The sequence below is a fragment of the Amycolatopsis jejuensis genome (assembly GCF_000717335.1).
Taxonomy (GTDB): domain Bacteria; phylum Actinomycetota; class Actinomycetes; order Mycobacteriales; family Pseudonocardiaceae; genus Amycolatopsis; species Amycolatopsis jejuensis.
In genome coordinates this window covers 217,230-241,710 of record NZ_JNYZ01000008.1, presented here as the reverse complement: position 1 = coordinate 241,710, position 24,481 = coordinate 217,230, and the positions used below count along the sequence as shown (strand labels likewise).

The 24,481-nt window shown below is 70.2% G+C and carries 23 protein-coding genes; 15 read left to right on the top strand and 8 right to left on the bottom strand.

Annotated elements, in window-relative coordinates:
- Positions 1–118: 118 nt before the first annotated feature.
- The gene (locus OO71_RS12560) at positions 119–1,654 is read right to left on the bottom strand and encodes an APC family permease (RefSeq protein WP_033289860.1); all 1,536 of its coding nucleotides are present in this window, start codon (positions 1,652–1,654) and stop codon (positions 119–121) included.
- Positions 1,655–1,855: 201 nt separating this feature from the next.
- Here OO71_RS12560 and OO71_RS12555 point away from each other — a divergent pair, with 201 nt between their 5' ends.
- The 10 genes from OO71_RS12555 to OO71_RS12510 all read left to right on the top strand — a co-directional run bounded on the left by OO71_RS12555 (position 1,856) and on the right by OO71_RS12510 (position 12,681).
- Complete coding sequence (locus tag OO71_RS12555) at positions 1,856–3,295, top strand: NAD(P)/FAD-dependent oxidoreductase (protein WP_051791494.1); 1,440 nt, start codon at positions 1,856–1,858, stop codon at positions 3,293–3,295.
- Positions 3,292–4,038 carry a hypothetical protein gene (locus OO71_RS12550; RefSeq protein ID WP_051791493.1) on the top strand — a complete coding sequence of 249 codons (747 nt, stop codon included), beginning with the start codon at positions 3,292–3,294 and terminating at the stop codon, positions 4,036–4,038. Before OO71_RS12555 ends, OO71_RS12550 begins: the two co-directional genes overlap by 4 nt.
- Positions 4,035–4,259, top strand: coding sequence for a hypothetical protein (locus OO71_RS12545; protein ID WP_033289859.1), 225 nt, complete (start codon positions 4,035–4,037; stop codon positions 4,257–4,259). Before OO71_RS12550 ends, OO71_RS12545 begins: the two co-directional genes overlap by 4 nt.
- 24 nt (positions 4,260–4,283) lie before the next feature.
- Positions 4,284–4,979: a class II aldolase/adducin family protein gene (locus tag OO71_RS12540; protein ID WP_033289858.1), complete on the top strand. Its 696-nt coding sequence runs from the start codon at positions 4,284–4,286 to the stop codon at positions 4,977–4,979.
- Positions 4,976–6,460, top strand: a complete 1,485-nt coding sequence (locus OO71_RS12535; RefSeq protein WP_033289857.1) for a xylulokinase — start codon at positions 4,976–4,978, stop codon at positions 6,458–6,460. Before OO71_RS12540 ends, OO71_RS12535 begins: the two co-directional genes overlap by 4 nt.
- A gap of 7 nt (positions 6,461–6,467) precedes the next feature.
- Positions 6,468–7,919, top strand: a complete 1,452-nt coding sequence (locus OO71_RS12530) for an aldehyde dehydrogenase (protein ID WP_051791492.1) — start codon at positions 6,468–6,470, stop codon at positions 7,917–7,919.
- A 29-nt stretch (positions 7,920–7,948) separates the two neighbouring features.
- On the top strand, positions 7,949–8,761 hold the full coding sequence (locus tag OO71_RS12525; RefSeq protein ID WP_033289856.1) for a DeoR/GlpR family DNA-binding transcription regulator: 813 nt from the start codon (positions 7,949–7,951) through the stop codon (positions 8,759–8,761).
- Between the two features lie 412 nt (positions 8,762–9,173).
- Positions 9,174–9,695, top strand: coding sequence for a PadR family transcriptional regulator (locus OO71_RS12520; RefSeq protein ID WP_033289855.1), 522 nt, complete (start codon positions 9,174–9,176; stop codon positions 9,693–9,695).
- Entirely contained in the window at positions 9,695–10,381 is a 687-nt protein-coding gene (locus tag OO71_RS12515) for an ABC transporter ATP-binding protein (protein WP_033289854.1), read from the top strand. Before OO71_RS12520 ends, OO71_RS12515 begins: the two co-directional genes overlap by 1 nt.
- The gene (locus OO71_RS12510; protein ID WP_033289853.1) at positions 10,378–12,681 is read left to right on the top strand and encodes an FtsX-like permease family protein; all 2,304 of its coding nucleotides are present in this window, start codon (positions 10,378–10,380) and stop codon (positions 12,679–12,681) included. The genes OO71_RS12515 and OO71_RS12510 overlap by 4 nt, the downstream gene beginning before the upstream one ends.
- Before the next feature lie 64 nt (positions 12,682–12,745).
- On the opposite strand, the gene OO71_RS12505 is transcribed toward OO71_RS12510, so the two are convergent.
- Both OO71_RS12505 and OO71_RS12500 read right to left on the bottom strand, forming a co-directional pair.
- Positions 12,746–13,105: an ankyrin repeat domain-containing protein gene (locus OO71_RS12505; protein WP_033289852.1), complete on the bottom strand. Its 360-nt coding sequence runs from the start codon at positions 13,103–13,105 to the stop codon at positions 12,746–12,748.
- A gap of 65 nt (positions 13,106–13,170) precedes the next feature.
- Positions 13,171–14,295 carry a M48 family metalloprotease gene (locus OO71_RS12500; RefSeq protein WP_033289924.1) on the bottom strand — a complete coding sequence of 375 codons (1,125 nt, stop codon included), beginning with the start codon at positions 14,293–14,295 and terminating at the stop codon, positions 13,171–13,173.
- A gap of 220 nt (positions 14,296–14,515) precedes the next feature.
- Between OO71_RS12500 and OO71_RS12495 the strand changes: the two genes are divergently transcribed.
- From OO71_RS12495 to OO71_RS12480, 4 genes are all read left to right on the top strand, one after another.
- Positions 14,516–14,923, top strand: a complete 408-nt coding sequence (locus OO71_RS12495) for a nuclear transport factor 2 family protein (protein WP_033289851.1) — start codon at positions 14,516–14,518, stop codon at positions 14,921–14,923.
- 336 nt (positions 14,924–15,259) lie between these two features.
- Positions 15,260–15,658 carry an STAS domain-containing protein gene (locus OO71_RS12490; protein WP_051791490.1) on the top strand — a complete coding sequence of 133 codons (399 nt, stop codon included), beginning with the start codon at positions 15,260–15,262 and terminating at the stop codon, positions 15,656–15,658.
- Between the two features lie 544 nt (positions 15,659–16,202).
- Positions 16,203–17,237: a GAF and ANTAR domain-containing protein gene (locus tag OO71_RS12485; RefSeq protein WP_245633648.1), complete on the top strand. Its 1,035-nt coding sequence runs from the start codon at positions 16,203–16,205 to the stop codon at positions 17,235–17,237.
- A 229-nt stretch (positions 17,238–17,466) separates the two neighbouring features.
- A complete protein-coding gene (locus OO71_RS12480; protein WP_033289850.1) occupies positions 17,467–18,381 on the top strand; it encodes a universal stress protein in 915 nt (304 codons plus the stop codon).
- Here OO71_RS12480 and OO71_RS12475 read toward each other — a convergent pair.
- Together OO71_RS12475 and OO71_RS12470 are read right to left on the bottom strand one after the other, a co-directional pair.
- On the bottom strand, positions 18,378–19,019 hold the full coding sequence (locus tag OO71_RS12475) for a phosphoribosyltransferase (protein ID WP_033289849.1): 642 nt from the start codon (positions 19,017–19,019) through the stop codon (positions 18,378–18,380). The two genes, OO71_RS12480 and OO71_RS12475, sit on opposite strands and share 4 nt — an antisense overlap.
- 48 nt (positions 19,020–19,067) lie before the next feature.
- Positions 19,068–19,388 (bottom strand): DUF3040 domain-containing protein, encoded by a 321-nt coding sequence (locus tag OO71_RS12470; RefSeq protein ID WP_033289848.1) that lies wholly within the window; start codon positions 19,386–19,388, stop codon positions 19,068–19,070.
- Positions 19,389–19,596: 208 nt separating this feature from the next.
- Between OO71_RS12470 and OO71_RS12465 the strand changes: the two genes are divergently transcribed.
- A complete protein-coding gene (locus OO71_RS12465) occupies positions 19,597–20,523 on the top strand; it encodes an anti-sigma factor RsbA family regulatory protein (protein ID WP_033289847.1) in 927 nt (308 codons plus the stop codon).
- Here the strand turns inward: OO71_RS12465 and OO71_RS12460 are convergent.
- From OO71_RS12460 to OO71_RS12450, 3 genes are read right to left on the bottom strand one after another with little or no spacing between them, the layout of a single operon-like run.
- Entirely contained in the window at positions 20,504–22,009 is a 1,506-nt protein-coding gene (locus OO71_RS12460; RefSeq protein WP_033289846.1) for a long-chain-fatty-acid--CoA ligase, read from the bottom strand. The two genes, OO71_RS12465 and OO71_RS12460, sit on opposite strands and share 20 nt — an antisense overlap.
- Positions 22,010–22,019: 10 nt before the next feature.
- Positions 22,020–22,817: a poly(3-hydroxyalkanoate) depolymerase gene (gene phaZ / locus OO71_RS12455; RefSeq protein ID WP_033289845.1), complete on the bottom strand. Its 798-nt coding sequence runs from the start codon at positions 22,815–22,817 to the stop codon at positions 22,020–22,022.
- Positions 22,814–24,472, bottom strand: coding sequence for an alpha/beta fold hydrolase (locus OO71_RS12450; protein ID WP_033289844.1), 1,659 nt, complete (start codon positions 24,470–24,472; stop codon positions 22,814–22,816). Before OO71_RS12450 ends, phaZ begins: the two co-directional genes overlap by 4 nt.
- Positions 24,473–24,481: the final 9 nt, after the last annotated feature.

Genomic DNA, 24,481 nt, shown 5'->3' with positions numbered 1-24,481 from the left:
TACGAAGCCAAAACACGGTCTGAGGGGCTTGTCAAGGCATCTTTCCCGCCTTGACAAGCCCCTCAGACCGTAGTCACAATTCCGGCTTCGGGGTGCCCCAGCCGACCGGCCGGAAAACTCACCGCCGCGTCTGCTCGGCAACAGGGGCGGCATGATCAGCCAACACCCCGACCTTCCCCCGCTGCACGAACCAATAAAACATGAACGACAACCCCAGCGCGATCACCACGAACAACACCCCACCCCACTGCAAATACCAGTGATAAGGCTCAGCCGGATTGAACACCTCCCGCCGAGGCCAAGCGATATCCACGATCACCACGCATCCCCAAGCCAGAGCGGCGATGCTCACCGGCAACCCCCACCGCCCAAGCGAGAAATACCCAGGCGGCGTAGGAACCCACCGCCCCCGCAACCGGGTCAACGTCAATGACCCGACCACCAAAACATAAGCAACCAACGCCAGCACCACCGTAGTACTGGTGATCACCACGAAGATCTGCGGCTGCCGAACATTCGCCACGAGCACCAGAACCGCCACCACCCCAGTCAGCACGGCAGGAATGACCGGCGTCCGAGACCTCCGGGAAATTCGCGCCAACCTCCCACTCCCCGGCAGCGCATTGTCCCGCGCCATCGCGAAGATCATCCGGATCGCCCCGGTCTGGTTGGCCAGCGCACACACGAACACCGCAATCGCCACGCACACCAGCAGGATCTTTCCCAGCACCGGCCCCAGCACACTCTCGACCACATACGGCAGCCCCGACACCGACAACTCCCGCGCACTGAGATCTCCGACCGCCATCAGCGCGGCCAGCATCAGCAACCCACCCATCACCCCCGCCGCGAGAACAGCCCGGATGATCGCGCGCGGATTCGTCTTCCGTGGATTGATTGTCTCCTCCCCGACGGACCCGGCGGTGTCGAAGCCCCACAGGATGTACACCCCGAGCAGCACCGCCATGAGCAGCGCGCCGGGCATCCCGAGCGAGTTGTGCGTCTCGGCGCCGTTCGTTTCGAACACGACCTGCGGTCCACGCTTCGCGCTGAACAGCAACAGCACGATCAGCAGCACCGTGGCCACGAGCTCGACACAAACCCCGATGTTGTTGATCACCGCGATGACCTTCACCCCGAGGATGTTGATGACCGTGGTGGCGAGGATCGTGATCGCGCCCAGCAGGACGCCGTTCGTGGCGTAGTCGTACGGGCCGGTGCCGTCGCCGAAGAGCTGGAATCCGGACCAGACGGTGGGCAGCACGAACTGCATGGCCAGCGCGACTCCCGCGGTGGAGACGATGAGCGCGAAGATCAGCGACACTCCCGCGATCCACGAGGTCCCTGGCCGCGCGAGGTGTTTGCACCAGTTGTAGACCGAGCCGGCCAGCGGGTAGTGCACGGCCAGCTCGGCGAAGCACAGTGCGAACAGCAGCTGCCCCGCGACGGCGATGACCCAGGTCCACCAGAAGGCGGGCCCGGCGTTGCCGTAGGCGAAGAAGAAGAGCTGGAACGCGCCGGTGAGGATCGAGATGAAGGCGAATCCGGTCGCGAACGTGGAGAACGCGCCGAGCGTCCGCCCGAGTTCCTGCTTGTAGCCGAACGAGGCGAGGTCGCGCTCGTCGGCCGGTGCCGATGTGGAGTCTGAAGGCATTCAGCGCCGTCCTTTCGGTGCCCGGCGCCCCCCGGCCCACCCGCTCGGGGTGCGTCCGCCGCGGCTCTGCGGTGGTTCCCCATGGAACACGTCGAACGATTGAAAAGCAAGAGTTGAATTTCGTTCGAACCTATGTCACTGTTCGAACGAACGTAATCGACCACCCTGGCGTAGCATCGTCCGGACCGGCGAGGAGGAGTGATGACCGTGGCAGACCGCACCGGCGGGGCGCGGAACGGGAGTTTCGACGTCGTGGTCGTCGGCGGTGGGGTGCTCGGCTGCGCCGTGGCCGCGCGGTTGTCCCGGACGTCCGCGCGGGTCTGCCTGCTCGAAGCGGAGCCCGACGTCGCCGAAGGGGCCAGCAAGGGCAACGCCGGGGTCGCGGTTTCCTATTACGGCGCCCCGGAAACCGCCGAGACCCGGCTCATCACCGCGAGCAACCCGGGCTGGGAAGACCGGTGCCGCCGCCTCGACGTGCCGTACCGGCGGATCGGGGCGGTCATGGTCGCGCTCGACGACGAGCAGGCGCTGCGGCTCGAGCACACCCGGGCCGAGGTGAGTGCGTGCGGCGTCCCCTGCGCCCCGCTCACCGCCGCCGAAGTGCGGGAACTCGAACCACTCGTGGGCCCGCGGTGCGTGGCCGGGCTGCATCTGCCGGACGAAGGCATCATCGACCCGATGCGGCTCACCGTCGCCTACGCCCAGGTCGCCGTAAGAAACGGCGGGGACCTCCGCCTGGGCACGGCGGTATCCGCGATCCGGCACCACTCCGACGGCACCAGCACGGTGACGACGTCGGCGGGGACCGTGCACACCCGGTTCGTGGTCAACGCCGCGGGCACCGGGGCGGGCTGGATCAGCGAGCTGGCCGGGGGAGAGCCATTGCGCGGCTGGCCTCGGCAGGGCCAGTACGCCGTGCTGGACCGGGCGTTCGGCAGCCGGTTGTCGAAGATCGTCTTCTGCACGCACGGCACCGGGACCAAGGGCATCAACGTCGTCCCGACCACGCACGGCTCGGCGCTGCTCGGCCCGACCGCACAGGACATCGAGGACCCCGGCGACCGCGCCACCGACCCCGGCACGATCGCCCACATCCTGGCGCAGGTCCGCGACCTCGTCCCGGCCGCCGCACAAGCCCCGGTGATCAAGACGTTCGCGGCCAACCGCCCGGCCGGTGACGAACCGCACCGGCTGCGGATCGACTCCCGGGTACCCAATCTGCTGCACCTCACCAACCGCTCGGCAGGCGTCAGCATCTCGCCAGCGGCGGCCGAGGAAGTGCTGGCGTTGCTGCAGAACGCCGGACTCGACGCCGATGATCGGCCCGAAGGAGCCGATCGCGTGAGGCCTGTGCCCCGGTTGCGCACCGCACCGGACCCGTCGTCGCTGGTCGAGCTGGATCCGTTGTACGGACAGGTGGTCTGCGCATGTGAACAGGTCAGCGCAGCCGAGATCAACCATGCTCTGGAGGACGCGGTACCGGCCTGCTCGGTCGACGGGATCCGCAAGCGCACCGGCGCCGGGTACGGCCGGTGTCAGGGGTCGTTGTGCTTGGCCGGCTTGACTTTCCTGACCGGGGTGCACACTGGCACCGGACCCGCGGCCACCCGGCAGACGGCCCGCGGCACGGTGGGCTCATGACCAGGCCGTTCGTCGTCGTCGGGGCCGGGCCGAGCGGCCTGGGTGCCGCGCTGGCGCTCGTCGATCGGGGCCCGGTGGAGGTGGTCGACCGGATTCCGGTGGCCGGGGGCAGCCACGGCTGGACCGGCCGCGAGATCCGCGACCTGGTCCGCGCAGGCGAACGCGCCGGAATCCGGTTCCGGCTCGGCGAAACCGCCTGCCGCTGGGACCGCGCGGGGCGGCTGCTGCTGGCCGCGCCGGGCCGGATCAGCACGATCGACGCGCGGCACCTGTACTTCGCCGGTGGACTGCGCCCCGCGACTGCGGCGGAACTCCACATCGCGGGCGACCGCCCGGCCGGAGTGCTGCCTGCTTCGGTCGCCGAACACCTTCTGCAGACCCGCGTTGCGCTGTGGCAGCGACCGGTGATTGTCGGCGACGGCCCGTGGAGTGCGCATCTGGCCGAAACGGTCCGCGGATACGGCGGAACTCCTGTCGTGCTCCCGAAACCGGGCCCGGAGATGCAGCTGCGGGTCGAAGGCCGGGTCCGGGTGCAGGTGTTGCACGTGACGGAAAACGGGGTGTCCCGGGCAATTCCGGGTGACGCCGTCATCCTCGCGGCCGATCCGCGGCCGGTCCGGAATGTCGAGGGGGCCCTCGACGAGGCCGCGCCGGGGGTCACCTATGTGCAGCCCGGCGGCACCACGCCCACTGAACGTGCCGATGCGGCGCGCGAACTCGTCCGGTGCGAAGGAGACCGATGAAAGTCAGCTCACCGATCGGGGAACTCCCGTTCGAACCACGGCGGATCTCCCGTCACGGCACCACCGTCGCGATCGATGGCGTGATGGGCGCGTGGCCCGCGCGGGTCGAGATCGCCGCCGCCGACCTGCCCGCGCTCGCCCGCCTGCTCGCCCGGCCTGCTCTCGCCGTCTTCGGCGTCGTGGCCGTCACCGCGTTCGCGGTGCGGCGTACCCGGTCCTGACCGTCTGTCCCGAAAGGAATCCCCGTGCCCGACGTGTGGCTCGAAACCCGCCGGAAAATCATCACCTTCGCCCGCAAGCTGCAGAGCGAGCGGCTGGTGTACTCCACCGCAGGCAACATCAGCATGCGCATGCCCGGCGAACCCGGCCTGCTGGCCGTGACGCCGACCTCGACCCAGTACGACTTCCTCGAACCCGAAGACATCACCATCGTCACCCTCGACGGCCGGATCGTCGACGGCCGCAAGGAACCGACCTCCGAGGTCGCCATGCACACGCTCATCCACCAGCGCCGTCCCGAGGTGGGCGCGATCGTGCACACCCACGGCAAGGCGGTGATGACCATGGCGAACCTCGGCTGGACCCTGCCGCCGATCCTCACCGGGCTCGTCGAGGCCACCGGTGGCGCCGTGCGCACCTCGCCGTACTCGCAACCGGAAACCGACCAGATGGCCGACTACACCGAGGACGCACTCCGCGACCGCGGCGCGACTTTCCTGCGTTTCCACGGGCTTCTCGCCGTCGGGGCCGATCTGGAGCACGCGTTCCACACCGCGTCCGTGGTCGAGGGGGCCTGCGAGGTGTACCTGACGCTGCGCCAGCTCGGCGAGGTGCACGAGCTCCCGGCGCCGCAGGTCGAGTGGATCGCTTCCTATTGGCGGGCCCAGTTCCCCGGCGCGCCGGAGCCGCTGCCCGCGCCGGAGCCCGTCCCGTCGGCATGAGTTCCTACGTCATCGGCGCCGACGTCGGGTCCTCCGCGCTCAAAGCCGCGCTGCTGCACCCGGACCGCGGGGTCGTCGCGATCGCCGAACACAGTTACCCGATGCACCGCCCGCAGCCGGGCCACGCGGAGAACGATCCGCGCGACTGGTACCGCGCACTGGCGACAGCAGTGCCGGAAGTGCTTGCCACGGCGGGAGTCCGGCCCGGCGAGGTGGCGGCGCTGTGCCTCGCCGGGCAGCGCGACATCGCGGTGCTCCTCGACGCGGACGGCACCGTGCTCGCGCCGTGCATCCACTGGTCCGATCGCCGGGACCCAGCGGAAACCACGGCGCTGTACGACGGGCTGGGCCGCGAGCGGCTGATCGACCGCAGCGGCACCCTGCCGATTCCCGGCCTCGTCCTCGCGAACCTCGCCTGGACGAAGACACACCAGCCGGACGTCTGGGCCAGGGTCCGGTATGCCGTGCAGCCCAAGGACTACCTGGCGTTCGTGCTCACCGGCGACGTCGGCACCGACCCGACCGGGCCGACCCGCAGCGTCCTCAACGACTGGCGCACCGGGACCTGGAGCGAGGAATTGTGTACCGACGCCGGGATTCCCCGCGAAATCCTGCCCGACGTCCGGTACCAGCCATGGGAACCGCGGGCGGTGCTCGGGCCGGCCGCGGCCGAGATCGGCCTGGTGCCGGGAACTGTCCTGGTGGCCGGCGGCGGGGACGACCCGTGCGCGGCGCTCGGCTCGGGCGTGATCGACCCCGGGGCGGGCAGCATCGGCACCGGGTCGTCGCTGAGCTGGCGTGCGGTGGCCGAGCGGCCGGTGTTCGACCCGACCGGCGTGGTCGGGCTGATGCCGCACGTGGTTCCCGGTCGCTACCTGCACGAGATGGTGGCGGTCGGGCCGGGGACGACCCTGCGGTGGCTGCGGGACGCCTTCGCCTGCGGGGTGCCGTACGAGCAGCTGATCGAGGAGGCTGCGCGTACCGGCCGCGGCGCCGACGGGCTGCTCTGTTTCCCTTACGTGGAAGGCGCGACGGTCCCGGTACTCGACGACTCCGTGCGTGGCGTGTTCCACGGGATCGGCAGCCACCACCGGCTTCCGCATTTCGTCCGGGCCACCGTCGAAGGGATCGCGTACCAGTATCCGGCGCTGCTCGACCTGGTCCGGTCTCGCGGGCTGCCTGCGGAGTCCTTGACGATTTCCGACGGCGAGGCGCGCAGTGCGCTGTGGAACCAGATCAAGGCCGACGTCCTCGATCACCCGTTGATCCCGGCCCTGCGCGTGGAGGCACCCGCCATCGGCGCCGCGATCCTCGCCGGACTGGCCACCGGCGCGTTCGCCACCGCGCACGAGGCCGTCGGCGCGGTCGTCGAACTCGGCGAAGTCGTCCGGCCCGACCCCGGCGGTGTCGCCGAGTACGCCCGGCTGCGCGCGCAGTGGGAGCAAACCCGGGGCGAGATCTTCCCTGCCTTCAAGAACTAGGAGCGCCATGATCACCCAGGCTTTCATCGCCGGGACGTTCTCCGACGCGGCCGACGGAGCGACCTTCGACAGCCGCGCGCCGGGCACCGGCCGGGTCCTCGCGCAGGTGGCCGCATGCGGTCCGGCCGACGTCGACCGAGCCGTGTCGGCCGCCCGAGCCGCCTTCGACAACGGCAGCTGGCGCGACGCCGCCCCGGCCGAGCGCAAACGGGTCCTGCTCCGGCTGGCCGACCTCATCGAATCGCACGCGGAAGAACTGGCCACGCTCGAATCGGCGGATGCGGGCAAACCCATCACCGCGTGCCGGGAATTCGATCTGCCGGACGTGGTCACCACACTCAGGTGGTACGCCGAGGCCATCGACAAGGTCTTCGGCAAGGTGTCGCCGACCGGCCCCGGGCACCTCGGGCTGATCGTGCGCGAGCCGATCGGCGTGGTCGGTGCCGTGCTGCCGTGGAACTTCCCGGCCGCGATGCTGGCCTGGAAGCTCGGACCGGCGCTCGCCGCGGGTAATTCCGTGGTGGTAAAGCCGCCTGAACTCGCGTCGCTGACCACGTTGCGGATTGCCGAGCTCGCCGCCGAGGCAGGGGTACCGGACGGGGTGTTCAACGTGGTGCCGGGCCTCGGGCCCGTCGCCGGGCAGGCGCTCGGGCGGCATCCGGATGTCGACGTGGTCACCTTCACCGGGTCGACCGCGGTCGGCCGGGAGTTCCTGCGGTACGCGGCCGACAGCAACCTCAAGCAGATCGTGCTCGAATGCGGCGGGAAGAGCCCGCAGATCGTCCTCGCCGACTGCGGCGACCGGCTCGATGCCGTCGCCGCCGACCTCGCCAATGCCGCGTTCTGGAATGCCGGGCAGAATTGCAGTGCCGGTTCCCGCATCCTGGTGCACGCGTCGCTGAAGGACGAGTTCGTGGCGGCCTTGGCCGAACAGGCGCGCACGTGGCGGGTTGGCACTCCGGCGAGTGTGCGGACAACGCTCGGGCCGCTCATCGAACCGGACGCGCTCAAGCGGGTCCTCGATTACGTGGACGGCGCGCGCGAGGCGGGTGCCACTGTCGTCACCGGCGGCGAACGGATGCTCGAAGAGACCGGCGGCTGGTACGTCGGGGCCACCGTGATCGACGACGTGCGTTCCGACATGGCTGTGGCGCGCGAAGAAATCTTCGGCCCGGTCGTCACGGTCCAGTCGTTCACCGACGAGGCCGAGGCGCTGAAGATGGCCAACGACACCGATTACGGGCTCGCCGCGACTGTGTGGTCCCGAGACATCGACGTCGCGGTCCGGATGGCGCGGGGCATCCGCGCCGGGACGGTCGCCGTCAACGGCTACAGCGAAGGGGACATCACCACCCCGTTCGGCGGCTACCGCAGGTCCGGCTTCGGCGGCCGCGACAACGGCGTCGAAGCGCTGGAGCAGTACACCGAGCTGAAGACCATCTGGCTGACCGTCCGATGAATCGCCCGGGTGTTCAGTAGACTGTTCGAATGAACACGACGCTGAACCCGGAGACCGGCGAGGACGACACGCGCGCGACGCCGCAGGTGCGGCGCCAGTGGATCCTCGACCGGCTCGACGAGACGGATTTCGTCACCATCAAGGATCTCAGCGCCGAGTTCGGGCTCACCGAAATGTCGCTGCGCCGCGACCTGAACTCGCTGGCGGAGGAAGGGCTCATCACGCGGGTACGGGGCGGTGCGACGCGCGCGCGAACCCAGCACGCGCCGCGTCGGTACCTCGACCTGCAGCAGCGGCACGTCCAGGAGAAGACGCGGATCGCCCGTGCCGCGGTCCAGTTGCTGGACAGCGCCCGTACTGCGTTCTTCTACTCCGGCAGCACGGTGGCGCGGGTCGCCGACGCGCTGTCGGAGGAGCAGCAGGCCACTCTCACGGTGGTCACGCCGTCCCTGCCGGTGATCAACACCGTGAGCGGCTGGGCCGACGCCCATCTCGTCGCGGTCGGTGGCCTGTACCTGCCCAGTTACATGGCATTCGTCGGACCGCAGGCGGTCGAATCGCTGCGCACCATCAGCGCCGACGTCGCCATCGTCGGCTGCGACGGCCTCAGCGCCGCTGAGGGGCTCACGACGCCGCACCAGCTGGTCGCGGAGATCGGCACTGTGCTGATCGAACGCGCGCGCCAGACGATCGTGGTCGCCGATTCGAGCAAAATCGGCCGCCGCGGCTTCACGGCAATCGCCCCGACGACCGCGGTGGACGTGCTCGTCACGGACTCCGCCGCCGACCCCGAGGAACTCGACGCCCTGCGCGACAGCGGGATGCAGGTCCACGTCGTGTAGGTCCGTGAAGGGAACCTTCACGGACAGCTAAGAGTCCGTGAAGGGAACCATCACGGACAGCTAAGAACTCCCACCTCAATGAGAGGTTTCGTAGGCGGCGCCAGCAGATGATGCCGCAGGCCAGGCTCAGGAAGGCCTCGTGGATGTCGTTCCAGTCCCGCAGCCGCCGCCAGCAGGTCATCCCCGAACCGGATGCCACCCAAGGCCTTGCGGTCGTCCAAGTCCGTGAAGGGAACCATGAGGGAATCAGATTCCGTGATGGTTCCCTTCACGGACTTCACCCCCTGACTGCCGCTGACTGCCGCTGACCTGGCGAAACGCGCTATTCTGCCGGGGTATACACTCAAGGTATACGCGTCCGGTATAGTCCCTCTCATCCCCGGTGCACGGGGACAAGGAGGGAAACAGGGGTATGTCGGTTTCACACACGTTGCTCGCGTTGCTCGAATCGGGCCCGCGGCATGGGTACGACCTCAAGCGGGCGTACGACGAGCAGTTCGGTCACGGGCGGCCGGTGGCTTACGGTCAGGTCTACTCGACGTTGTCGCGCCTGTTGAAGGGCGGCATGGTCGAGGTGGCCGGGGTCGAGAGCGGCGACGGGCCGGAGCGGAAGCGCTACACCATCACCGACGCGGGGGTCACCGACGTCGAGAAGTGGCTTCGCACGCCGGAAAGCCCGGAGCCGTATCTGCAGAACACGCTGTACACCAAGGTGGTCCTCGCGCTGTTGTCCGGCCGGAGTGCCACCGACCTGCTCGACGTGCAGCGGTCCGAGCACCTCAAGGTCATGCGCGAGCTCACCCGGCGCAAGGTCGACGGTGACCTCGCCGACCGGCTGATCTGCGACCACGCGCTCTTCCATCTGGAGGCCGACCTGCGGTGGCTCGAGCTCACCGCGGCGCGGCTCGACGAGCTGGCGGAGGCGGTGCGCTGATGGCCTCTTCACGACCATTGCTGGTCGGGCGCAAGCTGTCCAAGTCGTTCGGCCAGACGCGGGCGCTCGACGGGGCGGCGCTGGCGGTGGCGCCGGGCGAGGTGCTGGCGATCATGGGCTCGTCCGGCTCGGGGAAATCGACCCTGCTGCACTGTCTCGCCGGGATCGTCCGGCCGGATTCGGGGACCATCGAGTACGCGGGTCGCGACCTCGTCGGCATGGACGACAAGGGCCGGAGTGCGTTGCGGCGCACCGAGTTCGGGTTCGTGTTCCAGTTCGGGCAGCTGGTGCCGGAGCTGTCGTGCCTGGAGAACGTCGCGCTGCCGCTGCGGCTCACCGGCGCGAACCGCAAGTCCGCCGAGGCGAAGGCGATGGACTGGATGGCGCGCCTCGAGGTCGACCCGCTGGCGAAACGGCGTCCGGGTGACGTGTCCGGTGGGCAGGCGCAGCGGGTCGCGGTGGCGCGGGCGCTCGTGACCGGGCCGAAGGTGGTGTTCGCCGACGAGCCGACGGGTGCGCTCGACACGCTCAACGGCGAAAAGGTCATGCGCATGCTCACCGAAGCCGCCCGCGAGACCAACGCCGCGGTGGTGCTGGTTACGCACGAGGCCAGGGTTGCAGCCTATTCCGACCGCGAGATCGTGGTGCGGGACGGGCGCACGGTCGACCGGGAACTCGTCGCATGATCCGGGATCTGGCGCTGGGCCTCCGGCTTGCCGTCGGGGGCGGCCGGATGTCCGGTGCGGCGCTGCTGCGGCTCGCGATGACAGCGTTCGGGATCGCCCTCGCGGTCGCCGTGCTGCTGCCCGCGGCGTCGGTCGGCCACCTGATGGACGCGAAGGCAGACCGGGCCTCGGCGATGAGGCCGGACACCGGGGAACGGCCGGGCGTCGCGCCGCTGCTCTCCTACGGCTGGTACCCGGGGAGCGGCGACAACGAGGTGCACGTCCTGTCGATCGCGGCGACGGGCCCGAACTCGCCGGTGCCGCCGGGCCTCGACCGGCTGCCCGCGCCAGGCGAGCTCTTCGTTTCGCCTGCGCTGGCGGAAAAACTGGCCTCGCCCGAAGGCGGTGCCCTGCGCTCGCGCTTGCCCGGACAGGTGGCAGGCGAGATCGCGAAGGCAGGCGTCGGCGACGCGGGCGACCTCATGGCGTATGCCGGGACGCCGGTCTCGGTGCTCGAGGCCGAAGGACCCGGCGCCGACCGGGTCTACGCGTTCGGCGAGCCGGGCGAAGGGTTCCGGCTGTCCGCGCTCATGCTGGTGCTGGTCGCGCCGATCGCCGCGGTTCTCCTGCTGCCGCTGCTGATTTTCGTGACCACGGCGTCGCGGATGGGTGCGGCGCAACGGGAACGCCGGCTGGCCGCGCTGCGCCTCGTGGGCGTCGACGCCGGTCAGGTGAAGCGGATCGCGGCGGCGGAATCGCTTGTCGGGGCGATGCTCGGGCTCGTCGTGGGCGGCACGTTGTTCTTCTCGCTGCGTCCGCTGATCGGGCAGGTCCATCCGTTCGGGGTCCGGGTGTTCGCCGACGATTTCGTGCCGCCGTGGTACTTCGTGCTGCTGATCGCGGTGGCGGTACCCGCTCTCGCGGTCGGTTCGGCGCTTTTCGGGCTGCGGCGGACGATCGTCGAACCGCTCGGCGTGGTGCGGCAGGGGAAACCGGTGCGCCGCCGGATGGGATGGCGCTGGGCCATCACCGCGGGCGGCGTGGTGTTCCTGCTTGCGACACTGCTGTCCGACCCCGGGTCCGGCGACAAGTTCTCGGTGCTCCTGCTGGCCGCGGGCAGTGTGCTGCTCCTGATCGGGGCCGCGGCGCTGCTGCCGTGGGCGGTCGAGCGGATCGTGGGCAAGCTGGGTGGCGGGCCGCCGTCGTGGCAGCTCGCGGTGCGCCGCCTGCAGCTCGACAGCGGCACGGCGAGCCGGGTGGTGTCCGGGCTGGTGGTGGTGCTGGCTGGCACGATCCTGACCCAGGTCATGATCACGTCGCTCGGCGATTCCCGTCCGGCGTCACGTCCGCTGCCGCAGGCCATGGTGGCCGCGCCGGTGCGGGTGAGCACGGACACCGGGCACGAGGCCGACGTCCGCGCCCGGCTGTCCGGAGTGGACGGTCTGGACCGGGTGCACCGGGTCGCGCAGGTACTGATCAAGAGCGAAGGCAGGTACGTATCGGCGAGGATCGGGGATTGTGCAGCCCTTGCGGTACACGCCGATGTCGGCGATTGCAGCAACGGTGACGCGTTCTTCGTCCAGGCGGACCGGTACCCGGTCGCGGTGCCTTCCGGCACGCATCGGCTCACCGGGGTGGCCGTCCGCGGCCAGTATGCCGAGGGGGCGGAATGGACCGTCCCGGCCGGACTGCGGGTGCTTCCCGCGGAGCAGGGCGCACCGGCGGCCGGGGGAGACCTGCTGCTCACCCCCGGTGCACTGGGCGGGGCCACGCTGCCGCCGTCGAAGGTGGAGTTCTACGTCGGCGGCGCGGGTGGCGCACAGGCGGTGAGCGACCGGGTGGCCAACGCGGTGGGTGCGCTCCAATGGCACGCGGAGATCGGCGAAAGCAACATCTACAACGAGATCTCCGGCCAGGACCAGCACCTGGTGGACACGTTCCGCGGCGTCCTGCTCACCGCGGCGCTGTTCGTGCTCGCGGTGGCGGCGATGAGCCTGCTGATGCTGTCGATCGAGCAGATCAGCGAACGGCGGCGGCCACTCGCGGCGCTGTCCGCGGCCGGGGTGCCGCTCGGGGTGCTGGCGCGGGGATCGTTGTGGCAGACCGCGGTTCCGGTGGTGGTCGGGGTGGTCCTCGCCGTCGCCGCGGGCCTCGGGCTGACCGCGCCGATCCTGCGCCTCGCCAACCTGCCGATGGTGGTGGACGGCGGCGTGCTGGCGGCGCTGGCCGGGGCGGCGGTGGTGGCGGTGCTGCTGGTGACCGCGCTTACCTTGCCGTTGCTGCGGCAGGTGACCAGATTGGACACTCTGCGGTCGGAGTGAGGACGGCGCCGGTCACCACGGGTGACCGGCGCTTTTCCTTGCTGCCGTACGGGTTTCTGTCCGCTCAGAGCGTCCGGCCGAACATGGCGGCCGTCTGCCGGGCGGTGGGGGTGCCGAGGTCCGGGTTCGCGCCCGCGTCCACCAGCAGCCGGACGATCTCGTCCTCGCCCTTGAACAACGCCCCGGCCAGTGGTGCCTGGTCACGGTCGTTGCGCAGGTCCGGGTCGGCGCCGCGGGCCAGCAGCAACGCGACCGTCTCCGTCCGGCCGTGGTACGCGGCGAGCATCAGGAGCGAATTCCCGGCCTCGTCGCGTTCGTCGACGGGAACGCCGTGCTCGAGAAATCCGGTGAGCTCGGCCGTGTTCCCTTCGCGCGCCAGGTCGGCGACTATCGCGCGGAGCTTGCGTTGCTGCTCGTCGTCCACGAGATCATCGTAGGACAAACGGCCGCGGCGAGCCGTCGAGACGGGACGGCGCACCGCGGCGGACCTCAGCCGTGCGCGGCGGCCAGCGCGGGCTGGGCCGGCGGGACCAGCTTCGGGTACTCCTTCTGGAACCGCGCGATCATCGTGGCGGACGGGAGGACCCGGCTCTGGTTCGCGGCCTGCTTCTCACCCCATGCACCGGCAGCTTTGCGCTGGTCAGGGGTGCCGTGACTGTGATGGCAGTCGCCGATGGAGGCGTCGAGGTACGTGACCGCCTGCTGGCTGCGGGCGTCGAAAGACTCGCCCTTCGCGTGTGCGACGAAGTAGCCGCTGTAGGCGTCCGGACCCATCTCGCCGGACTCGTTGCGCGGGAAGTTCTTGTTCGCGAAGTCGACCTGGTGGCCGTACTCGTGGCCGAGGACGGTCTCCACCGAAACCTCGTCGAAACCGAGCTGGTCGACCGTGTCGAGGAGGCCGTCACCGAGCATCACGCGCTTGCCGCCGAGGCTGTCGGCCGTGGCGGCGAAGGCGTTGAGCGTGAGCAGCGGGTTGCGGCCGCCCTGCATGGCCGGGACCTCGTACAGCACCTTGACCGCGAGCGCAGCCGCCTCCTGCGCCCGCTTGGGTGCGAGGCCGAGCTTGAAGGTCTGGACCATCTTGTCCTTGCTGCCGAGGTCGGTACCCTTCCAGGCGACGAACTGGACATTCCAGCTCTCGATGTCCCAGAACCCGCGCAGCTTGGCGACCGTCGAGGCGGCGCGCTGGGTGTACTGGCCGTCGGTGCCGAAGACCTGCGGGACCTTGTCGGTGGAGACCGCTTGGGCATAGAGCTGGCTGAGCCCGGACAGCGCGCCGAGCGCCCGGTTTTCGAGCGGGCTGAGCTGCGCCGCGAGTTTTCCGGCGTAGGTGAGCAGTGCTCCTTCGGTACAGCCCGGGATCGGGCCGTCCGTGGCCCGGGTCTGCCGCCCGACCTGCGGGATCGGCGACCGGAACAGCGGGTCGACGCCCCGTAGCGCGCCGGAGGGCAGGCCGTCGAAGAGGTCGGAGACCGCCTGGTAGAGCTGCGCGACGTCCTGTTCGACAGTCGGCGGCTCGGCCGCGCCGGCGGGCAGCGCGGTGGCCATCACGAGCGCCGCGGCGGTGCCTGCCGCGGCCAGGGTTCTGCCGAGGATTCCGGTGCGTATACGCATGGTGGTACCCCTCATCCGGGTCAAGATCACGAAGTACCGCCACAGTAAGACGATCTTGACCGGCGGCACCGGTCCGAGATCAAGATCCCCGGGATGGCTCACGTCTTTCGGAGGGTTCTCGCCCTGCAGGCCTCGGCCGGAAGGACTAGCGGGCGAGGTCTTGGAGTTCGGCTCGGAGACGCGTTGAATGACAGGTCCAGGGGAGCTGGAGGGTGGCGCGATGAGTGAGCGAGAGGACTTCGTGGCCTGGTTCCGGTCCGGGCTGCGCGAGGCGGAAGTGGCGATACACAACGGAGATTCCGCCCCGCGGCGGGCGATCTGGTCCCGCGGCGAGCCGGTGACCGTGTTCGGGGCGTGGCAGACGGTCGCCGGTCAGGAGGGGATCGACCGGCTGTTCAAGGACCTGGCGGCGCGCTTTTCCGGCTGCGAGTCCTACGAACAGGAGCTCGACGCAGCGGAGGTGAGCGGCGACGTCGCGTACACGGTGAGCTACGAGCACAGCCGGGTGTCGGTGGACGGGCAACTGCGGCAGTACACATTGCGGGTCACCCAGATTTATCGCCTGGAGGACGGTGAGTGGAAGGTCGTCCACCGGCATGGGGACACGTTGGAGACGACCGATTTGTGACGGTATTGCCGACCACGCGCAACCGGGCAGCCCGAGCGCAGGCCGCCACGTCCTCGCGCCGCATCTGAACACCGCGCGGCCGGTTGTTTTGCCGAACGCCGCGACGATCCCGTCCTCCCGTGCCTTCGGGTTTTCCCGACCCCGGCTCCCTGCGGCGCCGCACTTTCCGCCCCATCCGGGAAGGTGCGGGAGGGCGCGGGCTGAGGTACGGTCGGGGGCGGAACCGGTTCAGCCCACGTGCCGTCGTCCGACCCGAGTGCAACCCGCGAATGCAGGTTGCGCGGGCCGGACCGAGCACGTCCGGTCCGGCCTCGCAATCGCGAGGAGAGTGCCACGATGGACGATCTGCTCCCCGGTACCCCGCTGAGAAGAACAATCACCACGACGGGCGACGAAACCGTCGTCGGTGTTTCCCCGGAAATCGATGTGACCAACGCGAACTACCTGCGCGCCACGCTGCGGGACGAACTGGCCCTGCACCCACGCGCCCTGATCGTCGACCTCACAACGGTCACGTTCTGCTCCGCCCGAGGCCTGGGCGTACTCGCGGAAACCGCCCGCACCGCCGAAGAAACGGGCGTTGTGTGCTTCTTCGCCACCCAGCAGCGGGCCCTGCTGCGCCCACTACACCTGCTGGGCCTGGACCGCGTACTGCGAGTAGTGAAAACCGTCCCGGACGCTCTTAACCTGATCGCCGCCGCCCAGGCAACACCCTTTCCACGACAACCCCGCTGACGCCCGCCCCATCCCCTTGGCGCCGCCCGACGTCCGACGTCCGTGAAGGGAACCTTCACGGAATCAGATTCCCTCATGGTTCCCTTCACAGCCCTCCGCATTCCGTGAAGGTTCCCTTCACGGCTTTCCCCAGCACCCCAGCCGCACCCGCGCACCCACCCGAACCCGGCACCCAGACCCGGCCCTGCACCCCGATCCGCAGCCCCCGCACCGTCGTGACACGCGGGCTTCGGGGTGCCCACCGCACGAACCTGTCCACAAAGGACCTCACCGCAACGCTTCGGCCAGCTCCTCCTTGGATATCCGGGACCGCCCCGAATACCCCGTCGTCGAGCCTCGTCGTACAGCTGATCCCGGGTAGACCCACCAGGCCCCGTCCAAGCCGCAATCTCCTTTGCCCGCTTACGAATTCCATGCCTGCGGCATCAATACCACCGCCGACCGGCAATACCCGCCCCGGATTACCGCACCGCCCGCACCGGAAACATTCCCTCGCGGGACGCCTCCCGTCCGGGTAAATTGGCAGGACGACGAGAGGGGAGCCGTGGGAATCGCCCATTCGGTGGTGGTCCGCCTCACCGGTGTACCCGGCGATCCGGTGGCGCTGCAGCACGAAATCGCCCGCCGGCTGGTTCCGGTGCCCGAGGTCGTGGTCTTCGAGCTGACCGGTCTCACCACGTTCACCGTCGAAGCGCTCGACGTGCTCCGTGTGGCCCAGGCCGAGCGCGTCGGATTCGCGTGCCGTCCCGGGGCAGCGGCGCGCAGTGTGCTCGAAGCCGCGGGCATACCGGTCGCGGATTCGGCAGCAGCGGCGTTCGCCGACGGGGACGATCCGCCGCAGGCGTCCGGTACCCGGTTTCGTACGCTCACCGAAATGCTGCTCGCGGCGGAGACTGTCGGTGAGGTGTTGCAGCATGTCGTGGACACCGCGGTGTCGCTGATCCCCTCCGCCGACCTCGTGTCCATCACGCTGCGTGCCCCCGACGGCACCTTCCACACCGCCGCGTACACCGACCCGGCCGCCGCCGAGCTCGACCGGCTGCAGTACGACCTCGGCCAGGGGCCGTGCCACGACGCCGCGGAGCCCGGCCGTCCGGAGTTCATCGAATGCCCCGACCTGAGCGCCGCCACGATCTGGCCCGCGTGGGCGCCGGCCGCCGCCGGGCTGGGCTGGGGCGGCGTGCTGGCCACCGCGCTGGCCGTGGACTCCCCGCCGCGGTTCTCCGGCGCGCTGAACCTGTACTCCCGCAAGGCCGACGGCCTGGCCGAGGCCGATCGCGACCTGGTCCTCCTGCTCGCCAGCCACGCCACGCTCGCGGTCGCGGAGACCGACGCGGCCACCCGGGACGAGGTGCACCAGCAGCAGCTGCGGCGCGCCCTCGACAGCCGCGACGTGATCGGACAGGCCAAAGGCATCATCATGGCGCGCCGCGGCCTCGACGCCGACGAGGCTTTCGAGCTGCTCCGCCGCACGTCGCAGCAGCTGAATGTCAAGCTCGTCCACCTGGCAGGCACGCTCGCCGAGCGGCACGGCGAACTCGACGTCCCGGAGGCACTGGGCGAGGCCGACCCGGTCTGAGCTGGACCCGCCCAGGAGCCAAGACGCCTTCAGCACCGCATTCCACATCGGCGCCCGCCGGTAGCGGATCCGGTCCGGCGTGCCGTGCCGGAACTGGGTGAAGTGCACTCGACCGCTTGGTACAGCCGGACCGGCACGGTGACCAGCGGGTTCCCGGCAGACGGGCGCGGTACACGGTTGGCCGCCGCCGGGAGCGGGTAGTTCTCCGGGAGCGAACGGGAGGCCGGTGATGACCGAAGAGGCGGCTGAGTCCGGTGTCGTGGCCGGAGACGACGGGTCCGAAGGGGCGCGGGCGGCGGTCGAGTGGGCGGCCGCGGAAGCTGCCGCGCGGGACACCTGCCTGGTCGTGGTGCGGACGGTGCCGTTGGCCGTGCCGACCCTGTCCTTCGTGCCCGGCACGATTGCGCCCAGCGCGGCGGAACTCGCCGAGGAACAGTCCTTTGTGGACTATGCCGAGCGGGAACTCGCCACGGTCGCCGCGGCCATCACTCGGAGGCGGCCGGACGTTCCGGTGCGCACTCGCGTCGAGCTCGGCCGGGCGAGTGACGAGCTGGCCCGCGTGGGCGAGCGGGCGGAGCTGATCGTGGTGGGGGCGTCGGGAAAGCGTGCGCTGCCAAGGCTGCTGCTCGGGTCGACGGCGGCGCAGCTCGTGCATTCGAGCACGCGGCCGGTGGTCGTGGTGCGGCCGGTGAAATCGCCGCGCAAGCGCGTGGTGGTGGGCGTGGACGGGTCACCGGCGAGCAGTGCGGCGGTGCGGTTCGCGTACGACTTCGCCGACCGGCACGGTTGCGACCTGCACGCCGTGCACGCGTGGGCCGACCCGATCGGCGACTTCCTCGAACCGGTGAACGCCGGTGACGAGGGCTGGCCGACCGTGCGCGAGGAAGGGGAACGGCTGCTGGCGGAGTCGCTCACCGGGCTGGCCGAGCTGCATCCGGACGTCGTCGTGACGCGCGAAATCGGCCTCGGCCGGGCGGCGCAGGTGCTGCTGGACAACGCCGAAGGCGCGACACTGCTCGTGGTCGGCGGGCACGGCCGCGGTGCGCTGCGCGGGATGTTCCTCGGCTCGGTGAGCCACGCGATGGCGTACCACTCGCCGTGCCCGGTCGCGATCGTGCGCGAGGGGACGGAGGAACATCCCTAATGCTGTCGTCGTAGGGGCAGCAGGGAGAGGACCTCGTCGTCGGTGGTCTGGCGGAAATCCAGGTAGAACTCGCCCACGGCGCGGAACTGCAGTGGCTGCCGGAGACACACCACCTCATCCGCTTCCGCCGCGAGTTTGTCCAGCGCAGAAGGAGCACCGACCGGGGCCGCGAACACCAGCCGGCGCGGGTTCCTCGACCGCAACGACCGGAGCGCGGCCACCGCGGTACCGCCGGTGGCGACACCGTCGTCGATCACCAGTGCGTCGCGGCCGGACACCGGATGCGGGGCGCGATCGCCCAGGTAGCGGCGGACCTGGTCGCGCGCTTCGGCGCGGGCTTGGTCGGCCGCGCCGGTGAGGTCGTGCGGGGTGAGGTCCACGATGGCGAGGCCTTCGCAGTCGTAGTACGGCGGGCCGTCGGGCGTGATTGCGCCCAGTCCCAGCTCCGGTTGTCCCGGGGCGCCGATTTTCCGTGCCACCAGCACTTCCAGCGGCGCGTCGAGCGCCAAGGCGACCGGTGCGGCCACCGGCAGGCCACCGCGGGCGAGGCCGAAGACGACCGGGTCGTGCCAGTCACGGCCGGCCAGTACGGTGGCCAGCCGGGTACCCGCTTCGGTGCGTGCCCGGAACCGCCGCATCGGCTTCCCCTCAGTCCCGGCCCAAGGCGGTCACGCGGGTCGGGCCGGTCACGACGGATGGCACCGGAACCCTTCCCCCGGACCGGCACCCCGGCGCGCAGGCGGGTGCAGCCGGTTCCGGCGCGCGGTGTGGCAGCAGATCGCGACCCCGGCGAGCAGGAACCCGGGCAGCGCGAGAGGCAGCAGGCCCGGCAGCACGATCCCGCACACGACGAGCGCGGCGGCTGCGGCGGTGAGCGTCCAGCACAGCACGACCCACGCGCGCCGCAGCGGCCACGCGACCTGGCCGAACGTCTGCCGCACCCAGAGTGCGTCGGTGGCCAGCAGTCCGCGTTCCATCGACCGCAGAGCCTGCTTGCGCCGCTGCATCACCCGCTCCTTCGCTGCCCCTCGTGGAGGCTACCCGGTGTCGGGACGGTCGAAACCCGGGTGGTTTATTTCGCGCGTGGGCGGGCAAGCCCTGCCTTGACCGCGGTGGGTGAAGGAGGAGGGATCGGTCCCTTGTGGACAGTCAAGGCGAGGTCAGCCTGGAAGAGGAGGTCGCGATGAACGTACCGGTTCGGCTGTCCGGTCCGTGATGGCGTTCCTGCATCCGGCGCTGTTCTATCGGGGCGCCGAGGGTTTCCTCTCCGGCACCGTCCCGTTCGTGCGTGACGGGTTGTCCGTGGGGGAGCCGGTCGCGGTGGCGGTGCCGCGGCACCACCTGCGTCTGCTGCGCGCGGAGCTGGGTACCGACGTGGCCCGCGTGCGGCTCGTGGACATGACCGAGGCCGGGCGCAACCCGGGCCGGATCATCCCGGGCGTGCTGCGGGCGTTCGCCGACGAGCACCCCGGGCGGCACGTACGGATGATCGGCGAACCGCTCTGGGCGGGGCGGTCGTCGGTGGAGTACCCGGCATGTGTCCAGCATGAAGCGCTGATCAACCGCGCATTCGACGGCCGCTGGGCGACCGTCCTCTGCCCGTACGACGCCGAGGCGCTCGGTGCATCGGAACTCGCCGACGCGGCCCGTACGCATCCGTGGCTGATCGACGGTGCCGGGGAGTGGTGCGCGAGCGGCGAGTACGCGCCCGACGACGTCGTGGCCGACTACAACCGGGAGCTTCCGCCGCCACCGGGCGCGCACCGTTACGTCGTGGCCGGTCATGACCTTGGTGGCCTCCGCCGGCTGGCCGCCGCCCTCGCGCGGCAGCACGGCCTGGACGAGGACCGGGCCGAGGACGTGGTGATGACGGTGTCCGAGCTGGCGTCCAACAGTGTCGAGCACGGCGGCGGGGCCGCGGTGATCCTGTTCGGGTTCGCCGACGGACAGCTGATCTGCCAGGTCCGTGACCGCGGCCGGCTCGCCGACCCGATGGCCGGGCGGCTCCCGGCCCCGCTCGGGCAGGAGCGGGGCCGGGGGTTGTTGCTGGTGAACCAGGTCGCGGACCTGGTCCGGGTGCATCGCGGCCCGGCCGGTTCGACGGTGGAGGCGCGGTTCGCGGTCAGCGCAGATCGCGTTTGAGGATTTTGCCGGTCGCGGTCATCGGGAGCTCGTCGCGGAATTCGACCAGCCGCGGGTACTTGTAACCGGCCATGTTTTCCTTGGCCCAGGCGACGAGTTCGGCTTCGGTGAGGGTCGCGCCGGGTTGGCGGATCACGTACGCCTTGACTTCCTCGCCGTGGCTGTCGTGCGGCACGCCGACCACGGCGACCAGGCTCACCGCCGGATGTGTCATGAGCACTTCTTCCAGCTCGCGCGGGTAGACGTTGAAACCGCCGCGGACGATCATGTCCTTGGCGCGGTCCACGATGTCGTAGTACCCGTCCGCGTCCCGGGTGCCGATGTCGCCGGTGCGGAACCAGCCGTCGCGGATGGCGGCGGCGGTCGCCTCGGGGCGGCCGAGGTAGCCCTTCATCACGTTGTGCCCGCGGACGGCGATCTCGCCTGCGTCGCCCTCGGGTACCTCCTCCCAGTCCTTGCCGACGAGCTTGAGGTCGACCCCCCACACCGGCTGGCCGATCGAACCCGGCTTGGGCTCTCGCTCGGGGTGGTTGAAGGTCGCGAGCGGGCTGGTTTCGGAGAGGCCGTACCCCTCGCGGATCCGTACGCCGTAGATCTTGTGTACCTGCTCCAGGATCTCGACCGGCAACGCGGCGCCGCCGGACACCGCCATCCGCAGCGTGCTCGCGATCTCGCCGAGGTCGAACTCGGCCGGGTCGGCACCGGCCAGCCCCCAGTACATCGTCGGGACCCCGGCGAAGAACGTCACGTGCTCGCGCTGCATCAGGTTCAGCGCGGCAGCCGCGTCGAACCGGGGAAGCAGCACCAGGGTCGCCGCCGCGCCGAAACCGGCGTTGAGCTGGACGGTCTGGCCGAACGAATGGAACAGCGGCAGCGTGACCAGGTGGACGTCGTGCTCCCGGGTGCCGAACAGCCGGTGACAGGTCAGCGCGTTCAGCACCATGTTGGAGTGGGTCAGCTCCGCGCCCTTCGGCGTTCCGGTGGTGCCGCTGGTGTACAGGATGACCGCGGTGTCGGACGGGTCGGTGACGGCGGTTTCGAACGTCGTCGGCTGTCCACTGAGGACGTCCGAAAAGGACTCGTCGATCAGGAAGAACTGCTCGCACGACGGCGTTGCGTCGTACCCGGCGCGACCTTCCTCGGCCAGCGGAAGCCCGGGACCTCCGGCAAAGCAGAAGAACGCCTTCGCGCCGGAATCGCTGAGGTGGTAGGCGATTTCCCGGCCCTTGAGCAGGACGTTGAACGGCACCACGGCCGCGCCGGTCTTGAGGATTCCATAGTAGACGATCGGGAACGCCGGAATGTTCACCGAGGCGAGTGCGACCTTGTCCCCGCGGCCGATCCCCTGTGCGGTAAGGAGATTCGCGACCTGGTTGGCGGCGGCGTTGACTTCCGCGTAGGACAGCCGGGTGTCTCCGGCGACGACGGCGTCGCGGTCCGGGCGGGTGATGGCGCTTTCTTCGAGCATCAGGGCGAGATTCAGCATCAGCGTCTCCTCAGGACAGGAACCGGTGGATGAGCGGGACGAGTTCATGGGCGTGGGTCAGCAGGGCGAGATGCCCGCCGCCGGGGACGAGGTGGACGGTGCCGTGGCGTAACAAGCGCGCCATCAGCCGGGCGTTGACGACCGGGATGATCGGGTCGTCGTCCCCGGCCAGCAGCAGGACCCGCTGCCGCAGCAGGGGCAGGTACCAGGCGCTGGTCCAGCCTGCCCCGGCGAGGATCTGCCAGTAATAGCCGAGTGGGTCCGGCGCTCGGGTGGACTCGGCGAAATGGGCGGCGAGTGCGGGGTCGTCGCCGAACCCACCGCCGTAGATCCGCGATCCGGTGCTGCGCATGTGTGCCGGGCCGAAGTACCGCAGCGGGCTCGCGAGGGTGAGCAGTACCGATGGTTTCGCCGGTACCATCACCATGCCCATGCTGGTGGCGCACAAGACTACCCGGCGGCACCGGCGCGGATTCCGGTGCGCGAACTCCTGCGCCAGCGCGCCGCCCCACGAGATGCCGAGGACGTCCACCTCGTCGTAGCCGAGCTCGTGCACCAGGTCGCCGAGCATCCCGGCCAGCGCACCCATCCGCCGCGGCAGCCGCGATGACGGCGACCCACCGGTACCCGGCAGGTCGAACCGGATCACCGGCACGCGCCGCCCCGGCTGGGCCGCGAGGTCGTCGACGAACGGCTCCAGCAGTTCGAGGTTCGCGCCGATTCCGTTGCACAGCAACAACGGGGTACCCTCGCCGGGCCGGTGATCGACGTGCAGGCGGAGCCCGCGCACCCGGACCGTGGTGCTCATGCGCGCACGTAACTGCCGGGTGCCGCCTCGATCGGCGCGTGCCGCGCACTGCCCACAGTGGACGGTGCAGCCACCAGCGCGCCGGACCGTTCCCCCAGCCATTCCATCCAGCGTGGCCACCAGCTTCCGGTCACCGCGGTCGCCCCGTCCTTCCAAACGCGTGCGGACTCCGGACGGGCCGGGTTGGTGAAGTAGCTCGCCTTCTTGCCGCCGGGCGGGTTGAGGATGCTCTGGATGTGCCCGGAGTTGCTGAGGGTGAACTCGACGGACCCGCCGAGCCGCTGCGCCGACCGGTAGCAGGCGTCCCACGGCGTGATGTGGTCGGTGGTCCCGGCCATCACGAACGCGTCCGCGGTGACCTTGCCCAGGTCCAGCGGGGTTCCGTCGACGACCACCGCGCCGGGGTGGGCCAGGGAGTTGTCGCGGTAGATGTCGATCAGCTGGCCGTGGAAGGCGGCGGGCAGCCGGGTCGTGTCGTTGTTCCAGTAGAGGATGTCGAACGCGGGCGGGCGCTTGCCGAGCAGGTAGTTGTTGACCCAGTAGGTCCAGAGGAGATCGTTGGGGCGCAGCAGGGTGAACACGCGTGCCAGCTCACGGCCGTCGAGTACCCCGCGGGCGTGCGAATGGCGTTTCGCCGCGGCCAGGGTCTCCTCGCTGGCGAACACGCCGAGCAACGTCTGGTCGTCGGCCATGTCGAAGACGCTCACGAACAGCGTCAGCGCGTGGATCACCGGCTTGCCACGCCCGGCGAGGAGCGCCGCGAGCGACACCGATGTGATCCCGCCGGAGCACGCGCCGGTCAGGTTGACGTCCGGGCTGCCGGTGATCTCGCAGACGGCGTCGATCGCCTCCTCCAGCGCGCCCAGGTACGTGGAAAGCTCCCAGTGCCGCTGATCGGCGGACGGATTGCGCCAGCTCACCATGAAGACCTGCTGGCCGTGCGCGAGGGCGTACTGCACCAGGCTTTTCTCCGGGGACAGGTCGAAAACGTAGTACTTGTTGATCTGCGGCGGCGCGATCACCAGCGGCCGCTCGCGGACCTCTTCCGTGCGCGGGGTGTACTGGATCAGTTCGAGTACCTCGTTGCGGAACACGACCGACCCCTCGGTGGTCGCGAGGTTCCCGCCGACGGTGAACTTCCCCGCGTCGACCTGGCTGGGGAACCCGCCGTTGTGCCGCACGTCGCCCGCGAACTGCCGGACGCCGTCGACCGCGCTTTCCCCGCCGGTGTCGATGAACCGCTTGACGGCGGCCGGGTTCAGCGGCAGGTTGCTCGGCGACAACGCGTCCAGCGCCAGCGACAGCACGAACCGGGCCCGCTCCCGGTCCACTGTGGACAGATGGGTCCCGCCGAGCCAGGCGTCCAGCTCCGCGTCGGCGGCGAGGTACACGCCGAGCAGGCGGCGGTAGAGGAAGTTCTGCGTCCAGGCGGAATCGCTGAACCGGCGGTCCCGCGGCGCGGGCACCAGCTCGCCGCGACCGCGGGCGGCGGCGACCGCGGTCCGGGCCAGGTGGCGCAGGCTCGCCGTGGTGTGCCGGGGATGCCGGACGGCCTCACCGGCCACCGTGCGCAGCGAATCCAGCAGGTCCTTGCGGCGGAACCCGACGATCGGGTTGGGGCCGCCGATCGCGTCGGCACTCGCTTCCAGTGACATGGTTGTCCT